Here is a 14,550-nt window from a genome sequence, read left to right as displayed (position 1 = left end):
ACTCGAGTCAGGAGACCTGATAGCCCATCGGCATCATCGTCGACTTGTGTTCGACGAACGACTCGAGTCCCTCGGGCCCGCATTCACGGCCGATGCCCGAGCTCTTGAAACCGCCGAACGGTGAGCCGGGGTCGATGGCGTAGAAGTTGATCCCGAAGGTGCCGGTGCGGATCTTCTCGGAGATCTCGATACCGCGGTCGACGTCGGCGGTCCACACGGTGCCCGCGAGTCCGTAGTCGGAGTCGTTGGCGATGGCGATCGCGTCGTCGACGTCGTCGTAGGTGATGACCGACAGCACCGGGCCGAAGATCTCTTCCTGAGCGATGGTCATGTCGTTGGTGACGTCGGTGAAGATCGTCGGGGTGAGGAAGAAGCCGGCGTCGAGGCCTTCGGGGCGGCCGCCTTCGAGGGTCGCGGTGGCTCCCTCTTGCTTGCCCTTGGCGATGTAGCCCTCGATCTTCTCCAGCTGCCGCTTGTTGATGACGGGTCCGAGCTGGCTGTCGGGTTCGCTCGGCAGGCCCACCTTCATGGCGTTGGCTGCCTCGACCATTGCCGCGACGATCTCGTCCTTGCGGCTCGCGGGTACCAACACCCTGGTCTGCGCGACGCACGCCTGGCCGGTGTTGAACAGGCCGAGGAAGACCATCATGCCGATGTTGTTGATGTCGACGTCGTCGAGGACGATCGCGGCGGACTTGCCGCCGAGCTCCAGCGAGCAGCGCTTGAGCGATTCGGCGCACGCGGCACCGATCTGCCGACCAGCGGCCGTCGACCCGGTGAACGTGATCTTGTCGACGTCGGGATGTGCGACGAGTGCTTTACCGGTGTCCGGTCCGCCGGGGAGTATCGAGATGACTCCTTCGGGAACGCCTGCCTCGGTGAAGATCTCGGCGACGGCGTTGGCCGTCCGCGGTGTCTCCGGTGCAGGTTTGAGCACCACCGAGCAGCCGGCCGCGAGTGCCGCGCCGAGCTTGTTGCAGACCAGGAACAGCGGGACGTTCCATGCGGTGATCGCGCCGACGACTCCGACCGGTTCGCGCGTGATGCGCGTGGTGCCGAACAGGCCGTTGCGGTACTCGATCCAGTCGTAGTTGCGTGCGGCCTCGGCGTACGAGCGCAGCACGCCGGTACCGGGCAGCTTCTGCAGCATGTCGACGGCACTCGGCGGGGCACCCATCTCCGACGACACCAGAGCCGAGATCGCTTCTGCGCGTTCGTCGATGATGTCAGCGACGCGATCGAGCACGGCTGCACGTTCTTCCGGCGACTTCTGCGACCACACGCCCGAATCGAAGGCGGCGCGAGCGGTACGGACTGCCGTGTCGACGTCGACCTCGTCGGCGAGCGGAACGGACGCGACTCGCTCACCGGTCGCGGGCGAGAACACCTCGAGAGTCTCGGTCGAATGGGGCTTCACCCACGTGCCGCCGATGTAGAGCTCGGTCCGGTCGTCGGATGTGCCTGCCTCGTTCGAGGAACGAGGTTCGACGGTCTGAGTCATGCGTGCTCCTGAAGTTGGTACCCGATGTTTCCCTCGACCCGTTGTGCTCTGAAGACTGCTGAACACTCCTCGGGGAGGGGCGCGGACAGGTGTGAACCACCGCACATCCAATACTAGAACACGTTCTAACTCTGGTGTCGAGATCAGGCGTCAAAGGCGATGCGGGCGGCAAATCCCTCGACGGCATCGTCGAGTATCGCGACCCGCGCGGGCATGTCCTGTGCTTCGAGGAGCGACTGTCGGTCGGCGGCGCCGATCGGTAGGCGGGCTGCCCAGCCGAAGAGTCCGGCGTCGTCGAAGTCGGCGTCGTCGAATGAAGGCAGGTCGTCGGGCAGGGGTGTGCCTCTGCGGGCGTAGGCGTCGACGACGATCTCGCGGATGCGGGTTCCGAGCGCGATCGAGTCGGCACGGGCCGCCGCGCTGGTCTTCGGTTCGTTGAGGACGGCCACCTCGGCGCGCGGGTACGGATCGTCGGGCAGCCATTCGGTTACCCGGAAGCGTCTGGTGCCGACGCAATGGACAAACGACAGTCCGCTGGGGTCGCGGCTCACGCGGTCGATTGCCGCGAAGGTCCCGACGTCGTGTCGAACATCGCCGCCGCCGACCTCCGAACCGCGCGCGATGAGGACGACGCCGAAGCCCGGCGGTCCGTCGGCGGCGGCGAGACAGTCGTCGAGCATCGTTCGATAGCGCGGTTCGAAGATCCGCAGCGGAAGCACCTCACCCGGCAGCAGTGCTGTGCCGAGCGGGAACATGGGTTGTGCGCTCATGTTCACACACTCCGGTGGGCTGGTCGGCCCACGTTGAATTGGGTTGTCAGGCAGACGGTTTGGCGTCGAGCACGACCTCGAACTCGAGAAGGTCTGCGCCGCTGGCGACAGGTTTTGCGCGCTCACCCGAATGGGCCTCGCGTGCGGGGCCGGCAGCCCATGCCTGGAAATCCTCTTCGGTCTCCCACTGCGTGACGACGAAGTACCGGTCGTCGCCCTTGACCGGACGCAGCAACTGGAATCCGAGGAAACCCTTCGAGCCGTCGACCGAGTGTGCGCGGTGTGCGAAGCGCTTCTCGAGTTCGGGCCCAGCGCCCTCGGGGACATGGATCGCGTTGATCTTCACAACAGTCATGTCCTCAGCCTAGTTCGGAATGTCTGTGCGTCGGATTAATCTCATTTACTGTGAGTGCGTACGCGATGTCTGAGGCGGGGTATGTGACGGCCGAGACGGGCCTGCTCGACCACGGTGGTCCAGACCGGGGCCTCGACGCGCAGCAGTCGACGGAGGCGGTCGGCGTGGGGCCGATCGTGCTACTCCACGGGCTCATGGGGCGTGGCCGCACCTGGCGGCGACAGATCCCCTGGTTGCGAAGGTATGGCCGGGTCTTCACGTTCGACGCCGCGTTCCACACCGGAGCCGACGCCGCGCTCATCTCCGACCCCGCGGAGGTCTCGACCGAGCGGTTCGTCGCCGACCTCGCCGAGATTCTCACCTGGATCGACCTCGGACCCGCTGTGCTGGTTGGACATTCGATGGGCGCGCTGCATGCGTGGTGCGCCGCCGCGGAGTATCCGGAACTCGTCAGTGCGCTCGTCGTCGAAGACATGGCGCCGGACTTCCGTGGCCGCACAACCGCCGAGTGGACGCCCTGGTTCGACTCGTGGCCGGACCGGTTCAGCTCACTCGGACATGCCAGGCAGATGTTCGGCGACGTCGCGGGACGGTACTTCTACGAGGCATTCGACGACGGCGCATTGCACGGTCAACTGGCGACCTGGGCGGCGATCGCACAGGAGTGGGGCGAGCGCGACTTCTGGGATCAGTGGCGCAGAGTGCCGGTGCCGAGTCTGCTGATCGAGGCCGGACACACCGTGACGCCCGAGGGGCAGATGCGGAAGATGGCGTCTGTCAACGACCACGCCGCACACCTGAAGGTCAGCGGAGCAGGCCACCTGATACACGACGACGCCCCGGAGGTCTTCCGGGGCGCCGTCGAAGCGTTTCTCTCTGGTTTGCCGTACCGCTGAGTACTCAGGCGGCGGGCGGTGCCACCGGCTCGCCGACGATGCGGCGGAACGCGTGCACCTGGAACAGCGCCGCGAGCGGTGCCGAAATGATCAGTCCGATGCCGCACAGCAGTGCGCCGACGACGTTGGTGAACCACACGATGATCAGTGTGAGGATCGAGTCGCCGATGTTGTCGCTGGTGACGCGGAACGATCGACCGATGGCATCGCCGGGTGAACGGGATTCGCTGATCGTCGAGAGCACGGCGAACTGTAGGAAGAACGCCGCGATGATTCCGCCGATGACACAGAAGCTGAGCACGAAGGCGATCAGCGCAACGAGGATTGCCGTGCCGACGACCGGCCAGAAGCGGAGCGGGACCAGGAACGACTTCGCGTCGATCGGTTCGCCGTTCGCGACGCGGACCGCGCCGGACAGGATGGAGACCTGGAAATACAGCAGGAGCAGAAGCCCGACGATGTAGACGGCGATCAGACCTGCGAGAGCTCCGCCGTTGACCGTCGTCGTCTCGTAGCTGTAGGTCGTGTCGCCGTAACTGCCGACGGTATTGGTAGTGGTGGTCTCGACCCACGACGATCCCCAGAAGACGAGCGCCCAGAACAGCAGTCCAACGGCGGCCATGATCACGCCGGGCAGGACCATCGGGCCGGGGTTGGCCTTGAACTGGCTCCACGCCCAACTGAAGCTCTCGCCGACACTGAACGGGGTACCCGGAGCGCCGGGGGCCGGTGCGGCGGGATAACCGGGTGCGGCACCGAACTGGCCGGGAGGCGGCGTGCCGCCGGGGGGAACCGAACCCGGCTGTGGTTGCCCGTACTGAGGCGTGCCGTATTGGGGTTGCCCGTACTCGGGTTGCCCGTACTGGGGCTGGCCGTACTCGGGTTGCCCGTACTGGGGCTGGCCGGGAGCAGGTTGCCCGTACTGTGGCTCACCAGGAGATGGTTGGCCGTACTGGGGCTGACCAGGAGCGGGCTGCCCGTATTGCGGTTGGCCGGGGGCCGGTTGCCCGTACTGGGGTTGGCCGGGAGATGGTTGGCCGTACTGGGGTTGGCCCGGGGTGGGATTCGTCCCATACGGCTCGTTCGGGTTGGGTCCGGAAGAAGGCGTCGATTCGTTCGGCGGCTCGGTCATCAGGCAAAGCTAGCAACCCGCGCCGCTCAGATGAAGAGTTCGAACGACATACCGTTCAACGTGTCGCGAAGTCGGCTCACCTGACGAGGGTCGCGCGGGCCATCAACCCGCCTCACCTGCCAGGCAGAAGCGGCCGTCGGAGGTGATCTCGACGAGGCCGTCGACAAGTAGTGAGTCGAGCGCACGGTCACGTTGGGCTGTGTCGGTCGGCCAAACGATGTCGAGTCGGTCGCGGACGACCGGCCCCTCGGTGCCGCGCAGAACGTCGAGTAACAGTCCACGAACCTGGCGATCGGTGCCCGCGAACTTCTGCACCCGCTTGGGCGGGCCCGTGTGGGCGGGTTTGCCCGCGTTGACCCACGCGCATGAGAGCGGGCATCGCGCACAGTCGGGGTTTCGCGCTGTGCACACCAGGGCGCCGAGCTCCATCAGTGCTGCGCTGAAACGAGGAGTCGACGACGCGTAGGTGCCGTCTGGGTCACGGGGCAGCACGGCCTCGGCGTCGGCGAGATCTTTCTTCGACGGATTGCCGGGCTCGGCGCGACCGTGGACGGCGCGCGCGAGAACGCGTCGGACGTTGGTGTCGACGACGGGAACCGACTGGCCGTAGGCGAAGCAGGCGACTGCTCGCGCTGTGTAGTCGCCGATGCCCGGCAGAGTGAGCATCGTCGCGACGTCGTCCGGGACCTTGTCGTCGTGATCGGCGGCGAGCACCCGTGCGCATTCGTGGAGGCGCAGCGCACGACGCGGATAGCCGAGTTTTCCCCAGGCCCGCAGGACGTCGCCGGGCGACGCGGCGGCCATCGCGGATGGCACCGGCCAGCGCCGGACCCATTCCCGCCACGGTTCGACGACCCGGGCGACGGGTGTCTGCTGGAGCATGATCTCGCTGATGAGAATCTGCCAGCCCGAAAGCCCTGGCTCGCGCCATGGCAGGTCGCGCTCGTTGGCGTCGAACCAGCCCAATAGCACCTGAGGTGGCAGACTAAACGACATGATCGGATTGACCCCGAAACAGGCATGGGACGTTCTGCGCGAAGGTAACAAGCGCTTCATCAACGGAGAGTCTGAGCATCCCAGCCAGGGTATCGAGGACCGCGCACGTCTCGTCGCAGGCCAGCACCCCCACGTGGTGCTGTTCGGCTGCGCCGACTCACGACTGGCGGCAGAGATCATCTTCGACCAGGGTCTCGGCGACATGTTCGTGGTCCGCACCGCGGGCCACGTCGTCGACTCGGCGGTGATGGGCTCGCTGGAGTATGCCGCGGAGGTGCTCGAGGTGCCGCTCGTCGTGATCCTCGGCCACGACAGCTGTGGAGCGGTCAAGGCGACGCTCGACGCTCTCGACGACCTGCAGATCCCCGGTGGCTACATCCGCGACGTCGTCGAACGTGTCACGCCGAGCATCCTCGCCGGCCGCAGCGAGGGGCTGACCAGGGTCGACGAGTTCGAGGCGCGGCACGTCGTCGAAACCGGCCGCTTGCTGATGCAGCGCAGTCGGATCATCGCCGACCGGGTGGCCAACGGAAAGCTGGCCATCGTCGGACTGACGTATGCGCTCAACGAGGGTGCCGTCCAGTTGCAGGGCGCCTACGGAGATATCGGCCAGAGTTACGTCGAGATCGATACCGCTGGAAATGGCCACAAGGGCGCACACGAAGCGTCCGCCGCGGTCGACGAAGCCCAGTCGGCGTGAGGCTCACGCGGCTGAGGGATTGCGCAGCTTAAGTCAACCTTTAGACTTTGCGCCGGTCAGGCGCGGTTTTCTCAGCGACACGCCGTTGCGGGTCAGCCGTCGCATAGAAGGTGGCCGTTAGCGTGGATGCGTGATCGAACCGCAGGGCCCGTTGCCATCCGAGATCTATTGGCGTCGTCGTATTGTCGCTGGTGGCGTCGGGGTGGCTGTGCTTGCTCTGGTCATCGGTTTGATCGTGTGGACGACTTCCGGAGGCGACAAGTCGCCGTCGAACGCAGCATCGTCGTCGTCGATCTCGACCACGACCTCGCCCGCGTACGGATCGTCGGCATCGTCGGAGGCCCCGTCCGGTCAAGCCGGTACCGGTGGCGGCGGCAATGGCGGAAACAACCCCGCCGGTGTGTCCGGTCAGCCGGGCGCGTCGCAGGCTTCCGGGGACGCCCCCGCTCCCGCGGCCGGAGTGAACGGGACCCCGCTGTGCCCCGACCAGAACATCGCAGTGGTGCTCTACACCGACAAGCCGACCTACACGGTCGGGGATCAGCCGGTGTTCACGATCGTCACCACCAACGCCGGTTTGACCGCGTGCACCCGCGACGTCGGGAAGGCCGCGCAGAACGTTGTCGTGCGGACACTCGACGGCACGCGCACGCTGTGGTCGGCGCAGGATTGCTCGCCGCTGAAGGACGTGAACAACGTCGTACTGCAGCCGAAGCAGCAGGCCACCGACACCATCACCTGGTCGGGTACGACGAGCAACCCCGGCTGCGACAAGCCGCGCGTCCAGGTGCCGGTCGGGTCGTATCAGGCGATCGGCAAGATGGGCGAGAAGGAATCGGCGCCGATCACGTTCAACGTCGTGGCGCCCGCGCAGCAGTAGCGTCCCACCGGGTCAGCCGGCGGCGCCCGGTGCCGAGGCTCGGGCAGCGGTATCCCTGTTCTCGATGGCCGCACCGACCTCAGTGATGGCCGTGCGGATGATGTCGCCGTAGGCATCGTCGGACAGTGCTGATGCATGCCGGTCTGCGGCGCGAATGTGCTCGGCCGCGGCGTCGAATGCGCTCAGGCGGCGGAGGTCGTCGGCGATGTTGAGGTGCAGGCTCGGGTAGAAACCTGCGACACGAAGTCCGTCGTGGTGCTGCCCGGTGCGCTCATCGGTGAGTGCCGCAGCGGCGTCGAGCGCGCGGACATCCCAGACCAGCGCCTGTGCGGGATCGTCGTAGAGGTCGGCGAGATAGTGAGCCAGGGTGCAGCGGTGGAATGGATCGCCCGCGACGCCGATACGGTCCCAGATGTCGAGCAGATCGCGCCGCGCCGACGCCGCGTCACCCGTATGCCCGAGTGTCACGGCTTTGCTGATCGCCTCCATCGTCGGGTCGGGTGTAGTGGTTGCGTCCATGGTGTCTGTGCGCTCCTTCGGTTCGAGGTCAGTGGGGCCTGCAGGGCATGACGAGCGTCGTGAGGTCGCCGTCGTCGGCCGAGCGCACGGTGGCCGGCTGATCGGTCGAGCGAAGGTCGAGGATCACGTCGCTGCCGAGTGCGTTGCTCAGCGCGGGATACAGCGTGGTGAGCTCGAACCAAACTGTGATGTCGTGGCCAGTCGACGTGCCGTCGAGTTCGACGGATTCGTCGGGTAGGAGCAGGGTGGTTCGGCCGTCGGCGACACGTAGACCGACCTTCTCCGGTGCTCGCTCCAGGGCCTTCAGGAACTGTCGGGTCCCTACGGTGACGCGATGGGTGGGCGCGGCGAGAGAGGCGAGCAATACGGAGCGATCGGGGAAGTCTGCGGTGAGCAGGCGGCAGTGTGTCTCGAATTTCTCGGGTGTCTCGGTGCTGTCGGGTGTCTTGGTGCTGTCGGGTGTCTTGGTGCTGTCGGCCATGCGCAGGTCGAGGGTCGTGGCGCGGGCCGCAAGCGTCACCGACGGACTGCGGCGCAGCAGCGATGTCGACGCCGCGAGGTCTTTTCCGGAGACGGTCGCCGCCCAGGGTTGGTCCGCTGTCGGCAGTCGGCTCGCGACCAACGTCCTGGTGGCCAGGCGATAGCGATCGGTTGCGGTCAGGGTGATGCCGTCGGCGTCGACCTCGACGCGTACCCCACCCAGCACCGGGAAGTCGGGGTCGTCAGCGGTGGAGGCCAGGACCTGATGGACTGCCGCGGCGAGGACCGGACCGGCGACGGCGCAGAGTGGGCGGCAGTCCGCATCGTCGAGTGACGCTTTGAGAGCCGTTGCGGCATGGGCGATCTCGTCGGCCTGTGTGGTGGCTCTGGCGACCTGCTCGTCGATGAGCGTTGTGGCCTCGGCCGCGCTCGCAGTGAAGAACCGGTCGATGGTGGGCAGTGGCATCCCGATCGCGCGGAGTTGGCGCAATCGCGTTGCGCGCGTCAACTGCGACCTGCTGTAGAACCGGTAGCCCGACGAAGGGTCGACGTGGTGGGGGCGAAGCACGCCGGCGTCGTCGTAGAACCGCAGGGCGCTAGTCGTGAGTCCGGCGAGCTCGGCGAAGGCGCCGATCGACATCAGTTCCGAGTCGGTCACAAGTTCCGTGTCAGTCACTCGAACATCATCGGGTCTCGACCCACTCGAAGGTCAAGGCGGTTCGAGGGTGGAGGCAGGTGGGCTAGTCGAATCGTTCGATGCTGGTCTCCGCCAGCCGCGAGAGACCCTCACGGATATGGCGGGCCCAGATGCCGCCGATGCCCTCGATGGCTTGCAGGTCGGCCGCCGACGACGCGAGAAGCGCTTGCAACGTGCCGAAGCTGCGCACGAGGCGGTCGATGTGCGCGAACTGCAGCCGCGAGATGCCCGCGAGGAGGCGGTAGCCGCGTGGACTCATCGCGGTGTCCTGGGCCTCGATCGTCGTCGGATAACCGAAGGCGCCCGCAAGGAGAGAGAGGTCGAGGAGGTCGGCGTCGGAGAGCGCTTCGATCGCCTCGAGCGATCCCCGCACCTCCTCGGTGGTCGCGGGCTCCGGGCTTGCGTAGTAGTCGCGGACCAGCAGTTCACGCATCGTGTCGTTCTCGGCGATGAGCTCTTCGAGCTGCAGGCTGACCTGTCGGCCGTTGACGCCGAGTTCCAGGACGTAGTCGTCGATTTCGGCCGAGACCCGACGCACCATCTCCATGCGCTGGGCTGTCGACATCGCGTCGCGGAGTAGTACGTAGTCTTCGATCTCCGCGCGCGACAGTGCGGCGCTGACGTCGTCGAGGCGCGCCTTGTAGCGTTCGAGCGTCGAGAGCGCGACGTTGGCGCGCGAGAGGATCGGGTCGGGACTCTCGACCACCTTGCGGAGTCCGTCGACGTAGACGCTGACGATCGACATCGACGCACTCACCGAGATCACCGGATGCCCGGTCTGGATGGCCGTGCGCTCGGCGGACCGGTGCCGCGTGCCCGATTCCTCGGTCGGGATCGACGGGTCGGGCACGAGTTGGACGTTGGCGCGCACGATGCGCTTGCCGTCGGTGGACAGCACCACGGCGCCATCCATCTTGGCCAGTTCGCGTAGACGCGTCGGCGCGAATTCGACGTCGAGGTGGAAGCCGCCGTCGCAGATCTTCTCGACGTCGGAGTCGTGTCCGATGACGATCAGCGCGCCGGTGCCGCCGCGCAGGATGCGCTCGAGCCCGTCGCGAAGTCCTGTTCCCGGCGCGACGCGAGCGAGCGTCTCGCGCATCAGTTCCGAGCGTGTTCCAGGCTCGGTTCGCGCGATGTCGCTCATGGCTTGCGTTCCCTTCTCGCGGCCGCGAGAAGCTCACGGTCCGTCGCAGACTAGGGTAACGGCACGTGAAACGTGACTTCGTGGTGCCCACCGACCTCGACCCGCTGCAACGCCACCCCAAAGCGGCCGCGCCGGGGGAGGCGATCCGCATGCATAATCCGCTGTGCTTCGGCTGTGGCGCCGAGTCGGCACAGGGACTGCACCTGGAGGTACGCGCGGCAGACGGGTTCGCCGTCGAGACGTCGATGCTGGTGGAGTCCCGATTCGAGGGTGGTCCCGGCGTGATTCACGGAGGCATCCTGTCGACCGCGATGGACGAGGTGATGGGGACCGTTCCGCTGCTGGTCGGACCGTCGGCCGTCACGGTGCACCTCGAGGTCGACTTCGTCGCCCCGGTCCCGATCGGCTCGACGCTGCACCTGCGGGCCGACATCCTCGGCAGGCAGCGTCGCAAGGTCTACGTCGAGGCCGTCGGCCATCTCGGCGACCCCTCGCAGCCGGTCGTCGTCGGCCACAGCATCTTCGTGACCATCGACGCGCGGCAGCACTTCGCCGAGCACGTCGAGAACAGCGCGATGGCCGACGAGTACAAGCAGCGCATGTCGCGTCCGTGAGCGTCAGAACGGTGCGCGCGACACGTCTCTGATCGTGACCGCGCGGATGGCGTCGGAGATACCCGACACACGAGTGACCCGGATGCCCTTGGGGAGCGGATCGTCGGAGCCCGCGGGGATGATCGCGTGCGTGAAGCCCAACCGCTTGGCTTCGGCGACCCGACGTCCGACAGCCGACACCCGACGCACCTCTCCGGCCAGGCCGACCTCGCCGATCGCGACGGTGGTGCGCGGCGTCGGCTTGTTCGTGACGAACGAGTTCACCGCGAGCGCGATGCCGAGATCGGCGGCGGGCTCGGTGACCTTCATCCCGCCGACCGTCGACAGATAGATCTCCTTCTCGCCGAGCGGCAACCCTGCCCGACCCTGCAGCACCGCGAGGACCATCGCGGAGCGTGCCGAGTCCAGACCCGACACCGCACGACGCGGGTTGGCCATCTTGGACTCTGCGAGCAGCGCCTGGATCTCGCCGACAAGCGCGCGCTTGCCGTCCATGGCGACGATCGACGACGATCCGCTCACGTCCGAATCATGTTGGTGGACAAAGATTCCCGACGGGTCGGTGACCTGATGGATGCCGTCGGAGCGCTGCTCGAAGCAGCCGACCTCGTCTGCGGAGCCGAACCGGTTCTTGATGCCGCGCACCATGCGCAACGACGTGTGGCGGTCGCCCTCGAACGACAGCACGACGTCGACGAGATGCTCGAGTGAGCGCGGTCCGGCGACGTTGCCGTCCTTGGTGACGTGACCGACGAGGATGACCGCGATCCCGCGGTTCTTGGCGAGCGAGACGAGCGCCGTGGTGACAGCCCTGATCTGGGTGACGCCACCAGTCACGCCGTCGGTTCCGGTGGCGACCATGGTCTGCACCGAGTCGATCACGAGGAGCGTCGGGCGCACGGCGTCGACGTGGCCGAGGACCGTGGCGAGGTCGGTTTCGGCTGCGAGATAGACGTTCTCGTGGACGGCGTCGGTACGTTCGGCGCGTAACCGGACCTGTCCTGCCGACTCCTCGCCGGTGAGGTAGAGCGCGACGCGCCCGCCGCGTGCCCAATGTTTGACCGTCTCGAGGAGCAGCGTCGACTTTCCGACGCCCGGCTCGCCCGCCAGCAGGATCACCGAACCCGGCACGACGCCACGTCCGAGGACACGGTCGAATTCGGCTATGCCAGTGGGGATTGCGTTCGACGACGCGGCGTCGACCTGGGTGATCGGAACGGCTGGACTCGACGGCGCGACAGCGCTGTGTGCGGCGGTCGCTGCGGGGAGCGAGGCCACCTCGTCGACGGTGCCCCACTCGCCGCACTCGGGACAGCGCCCCACCCACTTCGCGACGGTATGGCCGCACGCGGAACAGCGGAACGTCGACTTGGGTTTTGCCACGAATCCGAGCCTAGGTCAGGCCACCGACACTTCTCGGCATGGCTACCGGGACGTGTCGGGAGGGGCGGTTAGGCTCACCCATTTCCTTCCGGCTCATTGAATTCAATAAGCGGGAAGGAAGCGAGTGAGCGTAAACCTGGGTCACGCCGCGAGAGGCTGCGCGAGAAGTCAGTTGGGCAGGACGTTCGGCGCTTCTTCGCCGTGCTCGTCGGCAGGCGCCTCGGCCTCGCGGACCTTGTCCTGGCGGGTGAGCAGTGTGCCGGAGTCGACGGGGGTGTCGACGGTGACCGAGCCGACCGGAGAGGTGGCGCCGTTGGGGCCGACCTTCTCGAAGCTGAAGGTCAGCTTGGTGGTCAGCCCTACAGCGACGGACTTCCCAGTGCCGTCGAGGGTCGCCGACATGCGCTTCTCGTCGGTGATGCTCGAATCCTTGATGAGGGCGGCGGGCTCGCCTGCGCGCAGGGCTTTGCCGGGTTCGAGGTCGTAACGGTCCTTGAGGGTGACCGTGCCCTTCTCGGCTGTCACGCCCGTGAGGCGATAGGTGTCGATCTCGCTCTGGTTGGCGATCACCCAGGACAGCTGGAACGGGCCGCCGTTGTCGAAGACCGACGCCGCGTTCTGCGTGGGGTAGATGATCTGCACGTCGCGCAGCTCGATGCTGCCGAGGTTGGCATTGTTGCCGTTGACTGCGGGCAGCTGGTTCGCGGTCTGCGAGATCTGCCCGGCACCGCAGCCGGTCGTCCCGAACGCGATCGCGATTCCGACTGCTGCGATGGCTGTGGCTTCGGCGAACCGACGCACACGACGAGTCGGATGGCTCGACCCACTCCGAGTTGTCCCACTCCGAGTTGCCTCATTCTGCGATGACACAGACACCCGTTCCTCCCAGGTAATCGAAAGGCCGAAATCGCTTGGCGCGAACCCTGCACTACGCAGCGTAGTGGGCGGGCGTGCCAAAAGCCCGACGGGGTACCGGATTGGTATCTGCGAGCCGGATCTCGCGCGTCTCGAACGCGGGTGGGCGGGCCGTCGAAATCGGTCTCGCAAAGGGCTGTGGAGCGAGCTCTTGCGCGTAGTCGCCGAGGCTGTTATGGCCTTACCCGCTCACCTGCTGCAACGGTGAAACTCGAGGGTCTGCGACCACGCAGTAGTGCCTTGACCTGCACCGTTGGATGTGACCCAAATGACCCCCGTGCTAGACTGGGCCTACTCGAAAGGGGCACGGAACATTGAATTTCAAAGTTGGCGACACCGTTGTCTACCCCCATCACGGTGCTGCCCGGGTCGAAGACATCGTTACCCGGACCATCAAAGGTGAGCAGATCGAATACCTCGTTCTGAAGGTTGCCGATGGTGATATGACAGTCCAGATTCCCTCGACAAAGCTCGAGTATGTCGGCGTCCGAGACGTCGTCGGTCAAGAGGGACTCGACCAGGTGTTCCAGGTGCTGCGGGCACCCCACACCGAGGAGCCCACCAACTGGGCCCGACGTTTCAAGGCCAACCAGGAGAAGCTGATCTCCGGCGACATCATCAAGGTCGCCGAGATCGTGCGCGACCTGTGGCGCCGCGAGCAGGATCGTGGCTTGTCCGCAGGCGAGAAGCGCATGCTGACCCGCGCTCGTCGCGTACTGGTCGACGAGCTCTCGCTCGCACAGAACACCAACGACGAGAGGGCCACCAGCATCCTCGACGAGGTGCTGGCCGCGGCGTCTTGACGCTGACCGGCTACTGATAGACGTGGCCCAAGGGACCAAGCCGACACCCGGCGGACCGTTGACCAGCGTCATCATCCCTGCGGCTGGATCGGGTACCCGACTCGGACTCGACCAGCCCAAGGCATTCGTCGACCTCGGCGGATCGACGATCCTCGAGCGTTGTGTCCATGGCGTCCTCGACGCTGACATCAACGCCGAGGTCGTCGTCGTCGTTCCCGCTGATCTCGTCGAGCATGCTGCTGCACTCGTTCCGTCGGCCGTCGTTGTGGCCGGTGGTGCTCACCGTTCTGAATCGGTGCGTGCCGGTATCGCGGTGAGTGGCAACGCCGACATCGTGCTCGTGCACGACGCCGCGCGCCCGTTCACACCTCCCCGCGTCTTCCGCGCAGTCGTCGACGCCGTGCTCGCCGGACATCGCGCTGTGGTGCCCGGACTGCCGGTGGCCGACACACTCAAACGCGTCGACGGTTCTGGCCGGGTGCTCGACACCGTCGATCGCGAACCACTCCGCGCAATCCAGACGCCGCAGGGTTTCACCCGCGACGCCCTGATCGCAGCGCATGCAGACGACTCCGGCCTTGCCACAGACGATGCCGGACTCGCCGAGCGCATCGGTATCGACGTCCACGTCGTCGCGGGCGACCCTCTGGCCTTCAAGATCACCACGCCGTGGGACCTCCGCATCGCCCGTGATCTGGTGCAAGAAGTCGCGCGATGACGCAGCGCACGGTGACAAGACGGTGCCCGATGAAACGACGCCCGAAG

16 protein-coding genes are annotated in these 14,550 nt (G+C 66.4%); 6 read left to right on the top strand and 10 right to left on the bottom strand.

Features of this window, described 5'->3' with window-relative positions:
• Positions 1-7 precede the first annotated feature (7 nt).
• The 3 genes from ACRVY7_RS08505 to ACRVY7_RS08495 form a co-directional block, all read right to left on the bottom strand.
• Entirely contained in the window at positions 8-1,501 is a 1,494-nt protein-coding gene (locus ACRVY7_RS08505) for an aldehyde dehydrogenase (RefSeq protein ID WP_431816724.1), read from the bottom strand.
• A gap of 143 nt (positions 1,502-1,644) precedes the next feature.
• Entirely contained in the window at positions 1,645-2,256 is a 612-nt protein-coding gene (locus tag ACRVY7_RS08500; RefSeq protein WP_431817057.1) for an LON peptidase substrate-binding domain-containing protein, read from the bottom strand.
• 61 nt (positions 2,257-2,317) lie between these two features.
• The gene (locus tag ACRVY7_RS08495) at positions 2,318-2,626 is read right to left on the bottom strand and encodes an antibiotic biosynthesis monooxygenase family protein (protein WP_049699879.1); all 309 of its coding nucleotides are present in this window, start codon (positions 2,624-2,626) and stop codon (positions 2,318-2,320) included.
• A gap of 65 nt (positions 2,627-2,691) precedes the next feature.
• On the opposite strand from ACRVY7_RS08495, the gene ACRVY7_RS08490 reads away from it, so the two are divergent.
• A complete protein-coding gene (locus ACRVY7_RS08490; protein ID WP_431817056.1) occupies positions 2,692-3,522 on the top strand; it encodes an alpha/beta fold hydrolase in 831 nt (276 codons plus the stop codon).
• A gap of 4 nt (positions 3,523-3,526) precedes the next feature.
• Here the strand turns inward: ACRVY7_RS08490 and ACRVY7_RS08485 are convergent, their stop codons facing one another.
• The gene (locus ACRVY7_RS08485; RefSeq protein ID WP_431816723.1) at positions 3,527-4,654 is read right to left on the bottom strand and encodes a DUF2189 domain-containing protein; all 1,128 of its coding nucleotides are present in this window, start codon (positions 4,652-4,654) and stop codon (positions 3,527-3,529) included.
• A 102-nt stretch (positions 4,655-4,756) separates the two neighbouring features.
• On the bottom strand, positions 4,757-5,650 hold the full coding sequence (locus ACRVY7_RS08480; protein WP_064866588.1) for an HhH-GPD family protein: 894 nt from the start codon (positions 5,648-5,650) through the stop codon (positions 4,757-4,759).
• On the opposite strand from ACRVY7_RS08480, the gene ACRVY7_RS08475 reads away from it, so the two are divergent.
• Both ACRVY7_RS08475 and ACRVY7_RS08470 read left to right on the top strand, forming a co-directional pair.
• Complete coding sequence (locus tag ACRVY7_RS08475; protein WP_049699876.1) at positions 5,649-6,350, top strand: carbonic anhydrase; 702 nt, start codon at positions 5,649-5,651, stop codon at positions 6,348-6,350. The two genes, ACRVY7_RS08480 and ACRVY7_RS08475, sit on opposite strands and share 2 nt — an antisense overlap.
• 130 nt (positions 6,351-6,480) lie before the next feature.
• Positions 6,481-7,230, top strand: coding sequence for a hypothetical protein (locus tag ACRVY7_RS08470; protein ID WP_049699875.1), 750 nt, complete (start codon positions 6,481-6,483; stop codon positions 7,228-7,230).
• Positions 7,231-7,242: 12 nt separating this feature from the next.
• Here the strand turns inward: ACRVY7_RS08470 and ACRVY7_RS08465 are convergent, their stop codons facing one another.
• The 3 genes from ACRVY7_RS08465 to disA form a co-directional block, all read right to left on the bottom strand.
• Entirely contained in the window at positions 7,243-7,749 is a 507-nt protein-coding gene (locus ACRVY7_RS08465; protein WP_431816722.1) for a hypothetical protein, read from the bottom strand.
• Between the two features lie 28 nt (positions 7,750-7,777).
• On the bottom strand, positions 7,778-8,905 hold the full coding sequence (locus tag ACRVY7_RS08460) for a DNA polymerase III subunit beta family protein (RefSeq protein ID WP_431816721.1): 1,128 nt from the start codon (positions 8,903-8,905) through the stop codon (positions 7,778-7,780).
• 64 nt (positions 8,906-8,969) lie between these two features.
• Positions 8,970-10,070 (bottom strand): DNA integrity scanning diadenylate cyclase DisA, encoded by a 1,101-nt coding sequence (gene disA, locus ACRVY7_RS08455; protein WP_049699874.1) that lies wholly within the window; start codon positions 10,068-10,070, stop codon positions 8,970-8,972.
• A 65-nt stretch (positions 10,071-10,135) separates the two neighbouring features.
• Here disA and ACRVY7_RS08450 point away from each other — a divergent pair, with 65 nt between their 5' ends.
• Positions 10,136-10,684, top strand: a complete 549-nt coding sequence (locus ACRVY7_RS08450) for a PaaI family thioesterase (protein WP_049699873.1) — start codon at positions 10,136-10,138, stop codon at positions 10,682-10,684.
• Positions 10,685-10,687: 3 nt separating this feature from the next.
• On the opposite strand, the gene radA is transcribed toward ACRVY7_RS08450, so the two are convergent.
• Together radA and ACRVY7_RS08440 are read right to left on the bottom strand one after the other, a co-directional pair.
• Positions 10,688-12,067 (bottom strand): DNA repair protein RadA, encoded by a 1,380-nt coding sequence (gene radA, locus ACRVY7_RS08445; protein ID WP_431816720.1) that lies wholly within the window; start codon positions 12,065-12,067, stop codon positions 10,688-10,690.
• 168 nt (positions 12,068-12,235) lie between these two features.
• Complete coding sequence (locus tag ACRVY7_RS08440) at positions 12,236-12,868, bottom strand: copper chaperone PCu(A)C domain-containing protein (RefSeq protein WP_270484213.1); 633 nt, start codon at positions 12,866-12,868, stop codon at positions 12,236-12,238.
• Between the two features lie 428 nt (positions 12,869-13,296).
• On the opposite strand from ACRVY7_RS08440, the gene ACRVY7_RS08435 reads away from it, so the two are divergent.
• Positions 13,297-13,785, top strand: a complete 489-nt coding sequence (locus tag ACRVY7_RS08435; protein ID WP_049699870.1) for a CarD family transcriptional regulator — start codon at positions 13,297-13,299, stop codon at positions 13,783-13,785.
• Positions 13,786-13,807: 22 nt separating this feature from the next.
• Positions 13,808-14,503 carry a 2-C-methyl-D-erythritol 4-phosphate cytidylyltransferase gene (ispD, locus tag ACRVY7_RS08430; RefSeq protein WP_049699869.1) on the top strand — a complete coding sequence of 232 codons (696 nt, stop codon included), beginning with the start codon at positions 13,808-13,810 and terminating at the stop codon, positions 14,501-14,503.
• Positions 14,504-14,550 lie beyond the last annotated feature (47 nt).

The organism is Gordonia jacobaea (assembly GCF_965344965.1).
Classification (GTDB): domain Bacteria; phylum Actinomycetota; class Actinomycetes; order Mycobacteriales; family Mycobacteriaceae; genus Gordonia; species Gordonia jacobaea.
This window is presented reverse-complemented; position numbering and strand designations above follow the sequence as displayed.